13 protein-coding genes are annotated in these 15,022 nt (G+C 73.9%); 12 read left to right on the forward strand and 1 reads right to left on the reverse strand.

The genetic code is table 11. From position 1 onward, the window contains the following. Positions 1–48: 48 nt before the first annotated feature. A complete protein-coding gene (locus KB893_RS06535) occupies positions 49–1,302 on the forward strand; it encodes an MFS transporter (protein ID WP_211926515.1) in 1,254 nt (417 codons plus the stop codon). Between the two features lie 9 nt (positions 1,303–1,311). Here the strand turns inward: KB893_RS06535 and KB893_RS06540 are convergent, their stop codons facing one another. Continuing rightward, positions 1,312–3,204 carry an ABC-F family ATP-binding cassette domain-containing protein gene (locus tag KB893_RS06540; RefSeq protein ID WP_211926514.1) on the reverse strand — a complete coding sequence of 631 codons (1,893 nt, stop codon included), beginning with the start codon at positions 3,202–3,204 and terminating at the stop codon, positions 1,312–1,314. Between the two features lie 174 nt (positions 3,205–3,378). Here KB893_RS06540 and KB893_RS06545 point away from each other — a divergent pair, with 174 nt between their 5' ends. The 11 genes from KB893_RS06545 to KB893_RS06595 are packed head-to-tail and all read left to right on the forward strand — an operon-like array spanning position 3,379 to position 15,005. Continuing rightward, positions 3,379–4,185: a type II secretion system protein gene (locus tag KB893_RS06545; protein WP_211926513.1), complete on the forward strand. Its 807-nt coding sequence runs from the start codon at positions 3,379–3,381 to the stop codon at positions 4,183–4,185. A 10-nt stretch (positions 4,186–4,195) separates the two neighbouring features. After that, the gene (locus KB893_RS06550) at positions 4,196–4,738 is read left to right on the forward strand and encodes a hypothetical protein (protein WP_211926512.1); all 543 of its coding nucleotides are present in this window, start codon (positions 4,196–4,198) and stop codon (positions 4,736–4,738) included. Beyond that, complete coding sequence (locus KB893_RS06555; RefSeq protein ID WP_211926511.1) at positions 4,735–6,123, forward strand: hypothetical protein; 1,389 nt, start codon at positions 4,735–4,737, stop codon at positions 6,121–6,123. The genes KB893_RS06550 and KB893_RS06555 overlap by 4 nt, the downstream gene beginning before the upstream one ends. Continuing rightward, positions 6,123–6,623 (forward strand): hypothetical protein, encoded by a 501-nt coding sequence (locus KB893_RS06560; RefSeq protein WP_211926510.1) that lies wholly within the window; start codon positions 6,123–6,125, stop codon positions 6,621–6,623. The genes KB893_RS06555 and KB893_RS06560 overlap by 1 nt, the downstream gene beginning before the upstream one ends. A gap of 3 nt (positions 6,624–6,626) precedes the next feature. Continuing rightward, on the forward strand, positions 6,627–7,169 hold the full coding sequence (locus KB893_RS06565; RefSeq protein ID WP_211926509.1) for a hypothetical protein: 543 nt from the start codon (positions 6,627–6,629) through the stop codon (positions 7,167–7,169). Further along, a complete protein-coding gene (locus tag KB893_RS06570; RefSeq protein WP_211926508.1) occupies positions 7,166–7,912 on the forward strand; it encodes a type II secretion system protein in 747 nt (248 codons plus the stop codon). Before KB893_RS06565 ends, KB893_RS06570 begins: the two co-directional genes overlap by 4 nt. A gap of 33 nt (positions 7,913–7,945) precedes the next feature. Further along, positions 7,946–9,649 (forward strand): pilus (MSHA type) biogenesis protein MshL, encoded by a 1,704-nt coding sequence (mshL, locus tag KB893_RS06575; protein ID WP_211926507.1) that lies wholly within the window; start codon positions 7,946–7,948, stop codon positions 9,647–9,649. Beyond that, positions 9,646–10,617, forward strand: a complete 972-nt coding sequence (locus tag KB893_RS06580) for a tetratricopeptide repeat protein (RefSeq protein ID WP_211926506.1) — start codon at positions 9,646–9,648, stop codon at positions 10,615–10,617. Before mshL ends, KB893_RS06580 begins: the two co-directional genes overlap by 4 nt. Continuing rightward, a complete protein-coding gene (locus KB893_RS06585; protein WP_211926505.1) occupies positions 10,614–12,071 on the forward strand; it encodes an ExeA family protein in 1,458 nt (485 codons plus the stop codon). The genes KB893_RS06580 and KB893_RS06585 overlap by 4 nt, the downstream gene beginning before the upstream one ends. After that, entirely contained in the window at positions 12,058–13,752 is a 1,695-nt protein-coding gene (locus tag KB893_RS06590; protein ID WP_211926504.1) for a GspE/PulE family protein, read from the forward strand. Before KB893_RS06585 ends, KB893_RS06590 begins: the two co-directional genes overlap by 14 nt. Further along, positions 13,749–15,005 carry a type II secretion system F family protein gene (locus KB893_RS06595; protein ID WP_213173564.1) on the forward strand — a complete coding sequence of 419 codons (1,257 nt, stop codon included), beginning with the start codon at positions 13,749–13,751 and terminating at the stop codon, positions 15,003–15,005. The genes KB893_RS06590 and KB893_RS06595 overlap by 4 nt, the downstream gene beginning before the upstream one ends. The last annotated feature ends 17 nt before the right edge of the window (positions 15,006–15,022 follow it).

The raw sequence follows: 15,022 nt of genomic DNA on the forward strand, positions 1-15,022 counted from the left end.
ATCCGGCTGCTAGCATCCCAAGGCCTCGTCCGCCATCGACGCGCCCCGATGATCCAGACCCTGCGTCCGATCACCTCCCTGCTCCTCGGCGTCGCCTTCCTGCTGTGCGGGACCGGCGTCCTCGGCATCCAGCTGCAGCTGCGCGGCGCCGAGATCGGCTACTCGCCGACCCTGCTGGGCGGGCTGACCTCGGCCTACTTCGTCGGCTTCCTCGCCGGCACCTTCCTGTCGCCGGCGCTGGTGCGCCGGATCGGCCACATCCGCGCGTTCGGCTTCTACGCCGCGAGCTGCGCCTGCGGCGTGCTCCTGCACGTGCTGGTGGAGAGCGCGCTGGCGTGGCTGGTCCTGCGCCTGCTGGTCGGCATGGCCCTGGTCGGCCTGTACTCGGTGATCGAGAGCTGGCTCACCGCGCAGGCGCCCGAGCACCAGCGCAGCACCGTGTTCGCCCTGTACATGATGGTCAACCTCGGGGCGCTGGCGGTGTCGCAGCAGCTGGTCCGGGTGGGCGCCGACCTGCCCTACGTGCCGATGGTGCTCGCCGCGCTGCTGGTCTGTGCCTCGACCCTGCCGGTGCTGGCCACGCGGATGGCGCAGCCGGTCCTGCAGCCGGTACCGCGCCTGGCCCTGCGCCGGCTGTTCGCGGCCGCGCCCAGCGCCGGAGCCGGCGCCCTGCTGTCGGGCCTGTGCATGGGCGCGTTCTGGGGCCTGAGCCCGGTGTGGGGCACCCAGGTCGGCATGAGCACCGGCCAGATCGCCACCTACATGAGCATGGCCATCCTCGGCGGCGCCGCCCTGCAGCTGCCGCTCGGGCGCCTGTCCGACCGCCGCGACCGCCGCCTGGCCCTGGCCCTGGTGTGCGCGGCGGCCTGTGCGGTGGCCTTCGTCGCACCGCTGACCGCGGCCATTCCCGGCGCGGCCTACGTGGTCGCCTTCCTGTTCGGCGGGATGTCGTTCTCGATCTACCCGATCGTGGTCGCGCACCTGCTCGACCACCTGCCGCCGGAGGAGATCCTCGGCGCCAGCAGCAGCGTGCTGCTGCTCAACGGCGCCGGCTCCATCGTCGGCCCGCTGGTCGCCGGCGGGCTGATGACCGCCATCGGGCCGTCGAGCCTGTTCATGTGGTTCGCCGCGACCCTGGGCGCGATCGCGCTGTACGCGCTCTACCGCTACCGCGCCTTCGCCCGCACCCGCGCCAGCGAACCGCACTTCCAGCCGATGCTGCGCACCTCGCACGAGGCGCTGGGCCTGATCACGCCGGACGAGGACAGCGCGCGGCACGAGGAGACCGCACCGGCGCGCTGAACCCGGCGCTCAGGCGCCGATGCGCTCGTAGAGCTGCATCCACTCGGCCTCGAGCGTCTCGCGCTCGCGCGCCAGTTCCGCCTGGCGGCGGGCGAGGTCGGCGGCGGCGCTGCCGTCGCCCGCGTACAGCGCGGGATCGGCGAGCCGTCCCTCGATCTCGCCGGCCTCGCCGTCCAGCCGCGCGAGGAGTTCCTCCACCCGCCTGAAACGGCGCCGGTCGCCGTCGCTCGCCGGCCGGGCCGCGGCCCTGGGGGCGGGCGTGGGTGCCGGTGCGGGTTTCGCGGGTTCCGGCTTCTTCTCCTTCGGCTCGCTGCCGCGCGAGCGCAGCCACGCCGCGTACTCGTCGAGGTCGCCGTCGAAGGGCGCCACCTCGCCGTCGGCCACCCGCCAGAAGGTGTCGCAGGTCAGGCCGATCAGGTGGCGGTCGTGCGACACCATCACGATGGCGCCGGGGAAGTCGCCGAGCGCATCGGCGAGCGCCTCGCGCATCTCCAGGTCGAGGTGGTTGGTCGGCTCGTCGAGCAGCAGCACGTTGGGCTGGCGCCAGGCGATCAGGGCCAGCGCCAGGCGCGCGCGTTCGCCGCCGGAGAAACCGTCGATGGGCTCGAAGGCGCGGTCGCCGGCGAAGTTCCAGCGGCCGAGGAAGTCACGGAAACCCTGCGTCGCGGCGTCCGGGGCGATCTCGCGCAGGTGGTCGATCGGCGACTGCCCCTCGTGCAGCGATTCCACCGTGTGCTGGGCGAAGTAGCCGATCACCAGGTCCGGGTGCGCTGAGCGCTCGCCCGACAGCGGCGGCAGCTCGCCGACCAGGGTCTTGACCAGGGTCGACTTGCCGGCGCCGTTGGGCCCGAGCAGGGCCACCCGGTCGCCGGACTCGAGGCCGAAGCCGACCGCCTCCAGGATCCGCGCGTCGCCGCCGTCGGGCTGCGCGCCCGCGTAGCCGGCGACCACGTCGCGCAGGCCGATGAGGGTGGTCGGCATCCTCGCCGGTTCGGGGAAGCCGATGCGGATCTCGCGCTCGGCGCGCACCGCCTCGGTGCCGGCCAGCTTCTCCAGCCGCTTCATCCGGCTCTGCGCCTGCTTGGCCTTGCTGGCCTTGGCCTTGAAGCGGTCGATGAAGCTCTGCAGGTGGGCGCGCTCGGCCTGCTCCTTCTCGTGCGCGATCTGCTGCTGGCGGAGCTGCTCGGCGCGCTGGCGCTCGAAGGCGGTGTAGCCGCCGACGTAGAGCTTCGCTCCGCCGCCGTGCAGGTGCAGGGTGTGGGTGGCGACGCCGTCGAGGAACTCGCGGTCGTGCGAGATCAGCAGCAGCGTGCCGGGGTAGCGCAGCAGCCACTGCTCGAGCCAGAGCACCGCATCGAGGTCGAGGTGGTTGGTCGGCTCGTCGAGCAGCAGCAGGTCCGACGGCGTCATCAGCGCGCGCGCGAGGTTGAGCCGCACGCGCCAGCCGCCGGAGAAGTCCGACACCGGCTTGCCGTGGGTCTCCGGCTTGAAACCGAGGCCGTGCAGCAGCCGCCCGGCGCGGGCGCCGGCGTCGTAGCCGTTGAGTTCGGCCAGGCGCTGGTGCGCGGCGGCGACCGCGTCCCAGTCCTCGGCCGCGGTCGCGCGCTGCTCGGCGACGATGGCTGCGTGCACCTCGGCATCGCCGGAGATGACGAAGTCGAGCGCCGGGTCCGGCAGCGACGGCGTCTCCTGCGCCACGCTGGCCATGCGCACCCGTCCCGGCAGGTCGACGCTGCCGCGGTCGGGCTCGAGTTCGCCCTTCAGGGCGGCGAACAGGCTGGACTTGCCGGTGCCGTTGCGGCCGACCACGCCGACCCGGTAGCCCGCGTGCAGGGCCAGGTCGACATCGGACAGGAGCAGGCGCTCGCCGCGGCGCAGCGCGAAGTTTCGGAAGGCGATCATGGAGCCGCACAGTGTAGCGGGCGCCGCCGCCGCGCACCCGTCCCCCGGCGCCGCTCCCGCGCCGCGGCCGTCTTCACGCGCTCTTACGGTCCTCTTACGGTCGCCCCCTACCGTCCGCGCCGACTCCTGCCCGCCGACCTGCGGGCGGATACATCAACGACAGCGGGGACGACCATGCGAGTTCTTAGGAAGCGGGGCCAGGGCGGTTTCACCCTGGTGGAAATGGCGGTGGTGCTGGTGATCATCGGCGTCATCCTGGGCGCGGTGATGATCGGCCGCGACGTGCAGCGCAACGCGGAATACACCCGCATCAAGCAGAAGTTCATGGACCAGTGGGTGGTCGCCTACAACACCTACAACCAGCGCCTGGGCGCGCCGGTGGGCGACGACCAGAGCGCGCCGCGCCTGATGGTCAACGGCGCCAACTACGACGGCGACGGCAACGTCCTGTCCGGCGGCGACATGAGCGGCGCCAGCGCGCCGAGCGCGATCTGCCGCGGCCAGAAGGCCCGCAACATGCTCCGCGACATGCAGGGCGGTGAGCAGTTCGACCTGCGCGACATGATGCGCCGCGCCGGCATCACCATGCCGCCGGGCCGCGGCGACGGCTTCGAGGACCGTTACGTCTACCTCGACACCAACGGCAACCCGCAGGAAATCCAGGTCTGCTTCCAGTGGAACCCGCCGGGCACGGTGTCGGGCTCGGGCAACGTCATGGTGATCTCCGGCCTGACCCCGGACCTCGCCCGCGCGCTTGACCAGATGGTCGACGGCAAGCCGGACGCGCAGAACGGCGCCTTCCGCCAGGAAGGCCTCAACTCGCGGACCACCGGCGACGCCACCAGCCCGGGCGTGGAGTGGCTGGGCAACAACACCCAGGACATCAACGCCGGCAGCACCGGCGAGGCGCTCACCGACGGCGGCAACACCGACACCGAGCAGGTGATGACCCTGGTCGCCCACTACAAGATGAACCAGTAAGGGCATCGCCATGGCCCGCGTCCTCCCCCTCGCCCGTCTCTGGCAGTCGCGCCGCACCGCGCTGCTGGCGTTCGGCATCGCCCTGGCCGCCCTGGTGGTGGCCGCGGGCTGGTTCACCAGCGCCCGTGCCGGCCTCGCCCAGGCCTACGCCACGGCCGGCAACGCCCGCCAGGCGCTGGCCGAGGCGCGGGTGCGCGAGCAGGAGGCGCGGCTGCGCGTCGACTACGCCCGCTCGGCGCGGGCGCTGACCGCCGAGGCCGAGGCCCTGGGGCTCGCGCCCCGGGCCTGGGGCGAGCGCCTGATCAACGTCCGCCAGAGCCAGCTCATGCGCGCCGACGCCGCCGACCTGCTCGCCAGCATCGCCCGCACCGACGCCCGCATCTTCGGCGCCGAGGCCTTCGAACTGGCGGTGACCAAGCCGGAGGAGGGCCTGTTCGATCCGCCCGCCGCGGATGCGCGGCCGGTGCCGGTGCACCTGACCCTGCGCGGGACGCTCCTGTTCCGCACCCAGGACGCGCGTGCCGCGTCGCCCTCGATCCCGGAGCTGCCGTGAGCCTCCTCCACATCATCCAGCAGGAGACCAGCTGGCTGGTCTTCGACGGCGATCGCGTGCGCCGCGAGTTCAACCGTCCCAAGCTCGACCGCGCCGCGGTGGTGGTCGCCGACTTCGAGGGCGCGGTCAGCGCGGTCAGCGCCTTCGAGGGCAGCGCCGCGCATGCGGTCGCGCTGATCCAGAAGCGCCTGCGCGCCGACGGCCTGATCGATTCCGAAAGCAAGATCCTGCTGCACAAGACCCGCACCGTGGGCGCCGGCTACCAGGCGCTGTTCACCGCGGTCCCGCTGGAACGCTGGCAGCAGACCTTCGCCTGGGCCGAGGCCCAGCCCGACCACTGCCTGCTGATCCCGGCCACCTCGCTGCTGTGGGGCGCGCTGCGGACCGGCAGCGGCGTGGTGCTGCAGTCCGGCCGCCAGGTGATCGCGATCGCGGCGCTCAAGCACGACATCGTCTACCGCTCCGCGCTGGCCTACAGCAACGACCCCGACGACCTGGCGATGACCGTCGGCGCGCTGGCCGACGGCTTCGCCCAGGACCTCGCGCAGGGCGACGACGCGCTCGAGGCGCTGACGATGCAGTGGTGCCCGGTGCTCTCCACCCGCCCCAGCGGCGAGATGCCATGGCCGGACGAGGCGCTGCGCGAACTGTTCTCCGAACGCAGCGGGCTGAAGGTCGAGCTGTGCCCGACCCGCCTGGTCCACGACGCCGAGGGCCGCGCCTGCCGCAGCGGCATCGCCTGGATCGAGAAGGCCGCCTCGCCGCTGATCGCGGTCAATCCGCCGGCCAGCCGCGCGGCCTGGATCGCCGAGCGTGTGCTGCCGTGGGCGAGCGCGGCGTCGCTGCTGTTCGCCTTCGCACTCGCCACCCTCGGCGGGCGCTGGACCCTGGCCGCCAACGAGGCGCTGGCGCGCGCGGATGCGATGCGGCAGGAGATCGACACGATCGACGCCGGCATCGCCGCGCTGCGGCCCGCACAGCAGCTGCCGGACGAATTCGGCGCGACCCTGGGCTTCGTCGAGCGCGCCGCCGCGCTCGAGGCGGGCGTCGATCCGATCGCCAGCCTCGACACCATCCGCGAGGCGGCGGGCGACGGCGTGCGCATCCTCCGCGTGCGCGTGGAAGCGCCGACGGCGCCCGGGGCCCGCAACCAGCCGCGCCCGGCGGATGCCGTCGACGTCCATACCGTGCGCGTCGACGGCACCGTCGATGCCCAGGACGGCGGCATGCAGGTCGCGCGTTTCGTCGAGCGCCTGCGCGCTGCCGGCTTCGATCCGGTCGCCGTGGATCCCGGCAGCAGCGGCGTCGCCGCCCGCGCCAACGGCGGCTTCTTCTCCTACCTGCTCAAGCGCGCGCCGCAGGCCCGCGCCGACGGGAGCGCCTGATGAAACCCAAGTTCGCTGCCGCCATCGCCGTGGCCGTATGGCTGGCCGTCGTGGCCTGGACCGGGACGATGGTCGTGGCCAAGCCCGCGGTGCTGCGCCTGAACGAGTCGGCCGACGAGACCTCGGCGATGGCCGAGCTGCGCAACGCCACCGCGCGCAACGCCCGGGCCCAGGCGGCGCTGGGCGGGATGCGCAGCCTCGGCGCCGACGCCGGCTCCGGCCCGGTGATCGCGCTCGCGCCGGAGCGGCGCACGGATGCCGACGGCCAGCCGCTCGACCCCGCGGCGCCGCAGGGCGACTTCGTCCACCGCCTCGAACTGATCGTGGCCGCCGGCAGCGGCCGCCACGCCGTGGTCGACGGCAACGACGTCACCGTCGGCAGCCGCCTGCCCGGCGGCGCGCGCGTGGTCGCCATCGGCCTCGACAGCGTCCGCATCGAGGACGCCAGCGGCCGCCGCGACCTGCACGTGCAGCCGGCCTTTCCGGCGGACGAGGGCTGAGCGATGGGCCTGCGCAGCGTCATCGCGGTGGCGGCCGCAGCGATGCTGCTCGGCGCGCTGGGGGTGCTGGTCGCGCAACGCGCCCTGGCACCGACGCCGCCCGCGCCGCGCGCCGCCGCGCAGGCGTCGCCGCCCGCGCAGCCGCCGGCTGCGGCGGCCGCCACCGGCGCGTCCGCCGACCCGCTGCCGTGGGAGCAGGACGATGCCGCCGCGGATACGGACGCACCGCTGCCGCCCGATCCGGGCGCCGTGGACGGCGCCGACGGCCTGGGCCTGGCGCGCGAGGCGCTGGCACGGCTCGAGGCCAGCGAGGACCTGGACCCGCGCATCGACGTGCAGGCGCTGCGCCGCAACCTCGACCTCGCCGAGGAGATGCAGCGCCTCGCGCGGGAGCTCCGGCCGCTGACGCTGGCCCCGGCGAGCCCGGAGCGGACCCGCGCGATCCGCGAGCGCCTCGCGCGCATGCGCGCCCTGCAGCGCGAGCTGCAGGAGGCCACCCGCGCCGCGGCGGCGCTGCGCGCGGCCGCGGCGGAGCCGGCGGCATGATCCGGCGACGCGCCCGCGGCTTCAGCAGCCTCGAGCTCGCCGTCTGCCTGACGGTGATGGGGGTGGTCGCGGTGGCCATGAGCCAGGCCTTCTCCGGCGCGGGCGAGCAGGCGCGCCGCGCGCGGGCGCTCGCCGATGCCGAGGTCGCGCGCGAGGCCCTGCGCACCTTCGCCCTGCGCGAGCTGCGCCTGCCCTGCCCCGACACCAGCGCCGCCGGCGATGCGGGTCTCGAAGGCGGCGGCGGCGCCTGTCCGGACGACGTCCAGGTCGGCTGGCTGCCCTACCTCGCCCTGGACCTGCCGTTGCCCGAACCGGCCGCGCGGCTGCGCTACGGCGTGCGCCGCGACGGCAGCTCCGACCTCGTCGCGCCGACGCCGACCGCCTTCGACGGCCCCGGCGCCGGACGCCTCGGCGGCCTCCGCGCCGCGCTGGGCGAGGCCGGCACCGCGGCGGCGGGCGTCGGCCATCCCTACTTCGGCGCCGACGACGGCACCGCCGGCGCGACCGCCTGCGGCGGCCCGGCGGTCGCCAACCCGGCGTTCGTGCTGGTGGCCCCGGTGGACGACCGCGACGCCAGTACCGACGCGCCCGCCGGCTTCGACGGCCCCAACCGCGCCTTCGCCCGTGGCGCCGGGCTGTGCACGGCGCCGCCCTCGCGCGCGCCGGACGCCGGCTACGACGACGTCGTCGTCGCCGAGGGCGCCACCACCCTGCTCGGCTTCATCGCCGCCAGTACCCGCTGACCCTTTTCCGCATCACCCATCCGGGATCCACCCATGACCGCAACCGCCACCCCGCCCCGACACCGCCGCGCGCAGGCCCGGCTGCTGCTCGCCTCGGCCTGCGCCACGCTGCTGCTGGGCGCGTGCTCCAGCCTGCCGCCGCGCAGCACCTGGGACATGAAGTCCCCCGACGACACCCTGCTGCAGAAGACCGGCGACGCCATCGTCGAGGAGTCGGCCGCGTTCGCCGCGCACATCGACGCGCGCCGCGCGCAGCTCGAGCGCAACGACGCCGCCGGCCCGGCGATCGCCGCCGTCGCCCCGGTCTACGACCCGCTCGAGAACCGCGTCGTCTCGATCAGCATGTACGACGCCGACGTCGGCCGCCTGCTGTGGGCGCTGGCCGACCAGCTCGGCATGAACCTGATCGTCGACCCGGACGTGCTCGCGCTGCGGCAGCGCGCCACCCTGCAGCTGCGCAACGTGACCGCGCGCGAGGTGTTCGACCACATCCTCGGCGCCTTCGACCTGCACGGCGGGCTGCGCGGCGGCGCGCTGGTGGTGTCGCAGATGGAGGAGCGCATCTTCAACGTGGAGATGCTCAACGCGGTCTCCTCGATCAACCTGTCCACCGGCGGCGACGTGTTCGGCGCCGGCCTGCAGGGCGCCGACGGCGGCGGCGGCCAGTCGCTGCGCGGCACCATCACCCTCGACGGCAGCGTCGGCAAGTCCAACGACCCCTACAAGCAGCTCGACGCCGCGGTCGCCGCCATCCTCGCCGAGGACGAGACCCAGCGGGGCAACGATCCCGACGCGCCGCCGCCGCGCGAGGCCTCGCGCTACAACCTCGACCCGTCCACCGGCTCGCTGTTCGTGCGCGCGCGGCCGTCGCAGGTGGGCGCGATCGAGTCGCTGATCGAGCACAACCGCAGGATGCTGGGCCGGCAGGTGCTGGTCGAGGCGCAGATCCTCGACGTCAGCCTCAACGACGGCTCGCAGTTCGGCGTCGACTGGACCCTGCTGCGCAACCGCGTCGCCGGCATCTACGGCGACAACCCGATCAACATCCCGACCTTCCAGCGCGACTTCCCCGCCGCCACCGAGCACGACACGCTCTCGCCGCGGCAGCTGATCTTCCCGGCGCAGACGCTGGGCAGCACCGGCGGCCGCGGGCTCGGCATCGGCTACGTCGGCGACACCTTCGCCGCGGCGCTGAACGTGCTGCGCAGCTTCGGCGACGTGAAGGTGCTCTCCAACCCGAGCGTGCGGGTGCGCAACGGCAGCCCCGCCTACCTCAGCGTGGGCGCCAACATCCGCTACATCACCAAGTCGACGACCAGCTTCTCGGCCGCCGGCGCGGACGCCTTCAACCAGCAGTCCGACATCCAGACCGACTCGCTGTTCTCCGGCGTGGTGGTGGGCGTGGCGCCCTTCATCCACGACAACGGCAACGTCGAGCTGCTCGTGCATCCGATGCAGACCGAGGTCGAGCCGGGCAGCCTGGAGCTGGTGCAGTTCGAGAACGGCAACGCGGTCAGCCTGCCGGTGATCAACGTCAAGGGCATCTCGACCACGCTCAACCTGCGCGACGGCGACACGGTGATGCTGGGCGGCCTGATCGACCAGCAGCAGACGACCTCCGACAGCGGCATACCGGGGCTGTCCGACGTGCCCGGCCTCGGCCGCCTGTTCGGCTCGCGCAGCAAGAGCCAGTTCACCCGCGAGCTCGTCCTGGTCCTGCGCGTGCACGTGATATGAGCCTGATCTTCGACGCCCTGCGCCAGATCGAGGCCGAGCGCGCGGACCCCGCGGCGGCGGGCTCGCCGCCGCGGCCGCGGATCGAGTCCCGGCGCCTGCTCCCGCTGGCGCTGGCCGCCGGCGTGGCCGCGGCGCTGCTGGCCGCCGGGGGAGCCTGGCTGTGGCCCGCGCGTACGACCGATGCCGCGGAGGCGGAGCCGGCAATCGCCGCCGGCGCGGGCCTCGCGGCGACCGCGCCGCAGGCACCGCCGACGCCGACCGTGGACGCGGCCACGGAGCCTGCGCCCGCCGTGGCGCAGCCGGCCGCGGAGCCCGCTTCCGTGGCGGCGGGCGCGCCGGCGACAGCGGCGCCCGTCCCGACGCCGGCACCGCAGCCGCTCGCCGCGCCCGCGCCGGCCCTCGCGCCGACCGCGCAGGCGTCCGTCCCGGCACCGCCGGCGGAGGTCGACGCGGCGGTGGCCGCACCCGCCGCCGACGCCCCCGACAGCGCCGCCGACGCCATCCGCATCTCCGTCAGCGATGCCGCGCCGGCGGCCGGCGCGGCCGCCCGCACCGGGGTGGTACGCCATGCCGCGGCACGCGAGCCGGCCCTGGATCCGGACGAGCCCGAGATCCAGCGCCGGGTCGCTGCCGCGACCGCGGCCGTCGAATCCGGCGACGCCGCCGCGGCGCACGCGGCCATCGACGCACTGGCCCAGGTGCTGCCGGCCGAGAGCCTGACCCTGCTGCGCATGCGCGCCTGGGCGGCCTACTCGGGCGGCGACTTCGACGCCGCCGCCCGCTACTACCGCGACGTGGTCGCGCGCGTGCCCGACGACCTCAACGCCGGCATCAACGTCGCCCTGCTCGACGCGCGCGCCGGCGAGATCGAACGCGCGCGCACGCGGCTGATGCGCCTGCAGGGCCGCAACGCCGGCTCGCGCGAACTCGCGCGCGCGCTGGCCATGGTCGAGGGCGTGCGGCCATGAGCGACAGCGGCGCCTACCTGCGCAGCCTGGGCCTCACCCGGCCGCCGTTCCCGCCGACGCCGGACGCGGCCTGCTACTTCCACGCCGGCGGGCTCGAGCGCGAGCTGGCCGAGGCCACGCACTGCCTGGAGGCGCGCAAGGGCTTCGTGCTGCTGACCGGCGAGGTCGGCATGGGCAAGAGCACCTTCCTGCGCCGCCTGCTGCAGGCGCTGGAGCCCTCCGGCACCGCGGCCTGCCTGGTGTTCAACACCTTCCTGCAGGGCGGCGACCTGCTCAACGCGATCCTGCGCGACTTCGGCGTGCGCCCGGTCGACGACCCGGCCACCAACATCGAGCGCTTCAACGCCTTCCTGGTGAAGCAGTGGAAGGCCGGCGTGACCTGCGTGCTCGCCATCGACGACGCGCAGAACCTGTCGCTGGAAAGCCTCGAGCTGCTGCGCCTGCTTTCGAACATGGAAACCGGGCAGGAGAAGCTGCTGCAGATCGTCCTGGCCGGCCAGCCCGAGCTGCGCGACAGCCTGGCGCGCGCCGAGATCCGCCAGCTCACCAGCCGCATCGTCAAGCACGTGCGGCTGGACGCGCTCGATGCCGACGACACCCTGCGCTACGTCGACTTCCGCCTGGCGGTGGCCGGCGGCGCCGGGCGCATCGGCCTGAGCCGCAGCGGCGGTCGCGCCCTGTACCGGCGCAGCGGCGGCAATCCCCGCCGCATCCACCTGCTGATGGACCGCTGCCTGTACGGCCTGGTCGCCAGCGGCGCACGCGAGGTCGACGCCGCGCTGGTGCGCGCGGCCGGCCGCGAGGCCGGCGCGCTCGAGGCACGCACGCCGGCGCCGCTGGCCTCCCGCCTGCGTCCCGTCGCCGCGGCCGCCGCCGTCGCGCTGCTGGCCGCCGGCGGGGCCTTCGGCCTGCGCGCGACGCCGGCCGCGCCGGCCGCGACCTCGCCCACCGCGACGCCGCCCGTGCAGGCGCCTCCCGCCCTCACCGCCGCCGCCGCGACGCCCGCGCCCACACCCACACCCACACCCAGCAGCATCGACTGGGCGCACTGCGTGTCGGGACTGGCGCGCACGCCCGACATCGAGGCCACCGCCCTGCAGCTGGCGCGCGCACCGTCATCGGCGGCGGCCGCATTCGCCGGCCGCAGCGACGTCTGCTTCGATCCCGCCCACGCCACCGTCGCCTGGCGCACCCGGCTCCCGCTCGAGCAGGTCGCCGCCGGCGAGGGCCAGGGCGTGCGCATCCTGCAGGACGCGCTGGCCGGGCTGGGCCTCGACACCGGCGCGGTCGACGGCATCGTCGGCCCGCGCACCCGGCAGGCGCTGGCCCGCTTCCAGGCCGACAACGGGCTCGCCGCGACCGGCCGGCCCGACCCCATGACCCTGTTCCTGATCGAGAGCGCCGCAGCCACGCGCGGCGCCACGGTCGCGGAGATCCCAGATGGCAACGGTTGACCCCACCCGCCCGGCGCCGCCGGCCCCCAGCGCCGGCAACCGCCTCGGCGAGATCCTGCGCGAGCGCGGGCTGATCGACGACGCCCAGCTGCAGTACGCGCTGCAGAAGAACGAGGTCGAACAGCAGCGCCTGGGCCGCGTGCTGATCAAGCACGGCCTGGCCAGCGAGTCGGACATCGTCCAGGTGCAGGCCGAGCTGCAGGGCATCGACTTCGTGCAGGTCGAGACCCTGCCCGAGGCCGATCCGCAGGTGCTGGCGATGTTCAACCGCGAGCTCTGCCAGCTGCGCCAGTTCCTGCCGCTGCGCCGCGCCCAGGACGCGCTCGAGGTGCTCCTGGGCGATGCCGACCGCGAGGTCGTCGCCCAGCTCGTGCTGCAGCGCTGCGGCCTGCGCTGCCGCTTCGTGCAGGGCGAGTACGGCAAGGTCGCGCGGCTGATCCGGCACACCTACTACTTCGCGCAGAACCCGGTCGAGAGCCTGCTGACCAAGGAGATGAAGCGCCTGTCGGCCGACGCCGACCACGCCTTCAGCCCCGAGAAGCTGCTCGACTACCTGCTGCACCTGGCGGTGCGCGAGCGCACCACCGACATCCACATCGCGCCGTCGGAGGGCTCGCTGCACGTGCTGTTCCGCGTCGACGGCGTGCTGCGGCCGATGTTCGCGATGCCCTCGTCGCTCTCGCGCCTGCTCGGCTTCATCAAGCTCGCCGCGGAGATGGACATCTCCGAACAGCGCCGCCCGCAGGACGGCAGCTTCCGCGCGGTGGTGCTGGACTCGCCGGTGACGGTGCGCGTGTCGACCATCATCACCGACGCCGGCGAGCGCACGGTCATGCGTCTGCTGCCCGAGCACACCGAGCTCGCCGGCCTCGCCGAACTCGGCTTCTTCCCGGAAGACGTCGCCGCCCTCGAGCGCCTGTTCGCCAAGCCCGCCGGCCTGGTGCTGATCACCGGCCCGACCGGGTCGGGCAAGAGCTCCTCCCTGCACGCGGCACTGCGCATGCAGTCGCTGATCCAGCGCAACGTGCTGACCGTCGAGGACCCGATCGAATACCGCGTGCCCGGCGCCGGCCAGACCGAGGTCAACCGCCGCGCCGGCTACGAGTTCGGCTCGGCGCTGCGCCACTTCCTGCGCCACGACCCGGACGTGATCCTGCTGGGCGAGATGCGCGACGCCGAGACCGCGCAGGCCGCGGTCGAGGCGGCGGCGACCGGCCACCTGGTGCTGTCGACCCTGCACGTGACCAGCGTGTTCGGCGTGGTCCCGCGCCTGCGCCCGCTGGGCCTGCAGGCGCAGGTCATCGCCGACAACCTGCTGGCCGTGGTCAACCAGCGCCTGGCCCGGCAGAACTGCCCGCACTGCAGCGTCGAGGTGCCGTTCACCGAGCCCGAATGCCGCTGGCTCGGCCTGCCCAGCGGGGCCACGGGCCGGCGCGGCCAGGGCTGCGAGCGCTGCCGCGGCAGCGGCTACTACGGCCGCCTGCCGATCTACGATGTGCTCATCGTCGACGAGGCGCTGGCCAACGGCATCGCCGACGACATCGGCCGCGAAGGCATCCGCTCGCTCGCGCAGCAGGCGGGCTTCCGCGGCATCGAGGACATCGCCAAGGCCCGCGTGATCAAGGGCCAGACCACCCCGGAAGAGGTGCTGCGCGTGGCCGGCGTGGGACCGGCGCCGTGAACGTCTACTACTACCGCATCCTGCTGTCCGGCAACCGGGTGAAGACCGGCATCGCGCAGCTGTCGGTCGAACGCGACAGCTCGGCGCGGATCTGGCTGGAGAAGAACTTCGACGCCACCGTGCTGGCCCTGCACCGCCTGCCCGGCTGGCTCGCCGAGACCCAGCGATCGCTGGCCAAGCTGTTCCGGCCGACGATCCGCCCGGCGGAGCTGTCGGGCATGCTGCGCGACCTGGCGGTGATGACCGCCTCCGGCATCCCGGTGCTGGAGGCGCTGCGCGCGGTGGCCAACGAGGTCGGCACCGGGCGCGCCTCGAACGCGGCGCGCCTGGCGCGGCGCCTGCTCGACGAACTCGATGCCGGCGCGTCGATGAGCGACGCCTTCGCCCGCTACCCCGACGCCTTCCCCGAGACCGTGCGCAACCTGGTCATGATCGGCGACGAGACCGGCACCATGGACCGGATGCTCGCGGAGTCGGCCGACCACGTCGAGCGCGTCTCGCGCATGACCGCCGACACCCGCCAGGCGCTGATCTACCCGGCCTTCGTGTTCTCGGCGATCTTCGCCGCCGGCGGCTTCTGGATCTACTACGTGATCCCGAACCTGGCCGAGCTCTTCACCCAGATGAACGCGAAGCTGCCGCCGCTGACCATCGCGGTGATGGCGTTCTCCGAGTGGCTGACCGGGCACATCGGCACCATCCTGGTCGGCATGGTGCTCGGCGCCTTCGCGCTGTGGGTGACCTGGCGCAACAGCCGCGCGTTCCGGCGTACCACGCACTACACCCTGCACCGGCTGCCGATCGCCAGGACCATCATGTTCTCCTCGGGCCTGGCGTTCCTGACCGAGTACATGGCGCTGCTGATCCGCGCCGGCGTCGACATGGTCTCCAGCCTGCAGGTCATGGAACGCGCGATGCGCGACGAGTACTACCGCGACCGCATCATCGCCATCCGCCAGGTGCTCGAGCGCGGCGACCGCATGTCCTCGGCGATGCGCCAGGTCGGCGGCTTCCCTTCGATGATGGTGCGCATGATCGGCGTCGGCGAGGACACCGGCACGCTCGACGGACAGTTCTCGCGCCTGTCCGAGGAGTACAGCCTGCGCCTGCAGCGGCTGATCGCGAACCTCTCGGAAGTCATCAAGCCGGTCGTCGTGCTGCTGGCCGGCGGCATGTTCATCCTGCTCATCGTCGCCCTGCTGCTGCCGGTCTACGACCTGGTCAAGCAGGCGATGGGCGGGTCGCGCTTCTAGTCGCCGGAGGGAGCCGG

Origin of the sequence: Coralloluteibacterium stylophorae, from assembly GCF_018122625.2 — a bacterium.
Lineage (GTDB): Bacteria > Pseudomonadota > Gammaproteobacteria > Xanthomonadales > Xanthomonadaceae > Coralloluteibacterium > Coralloluteibacterium stylophorae.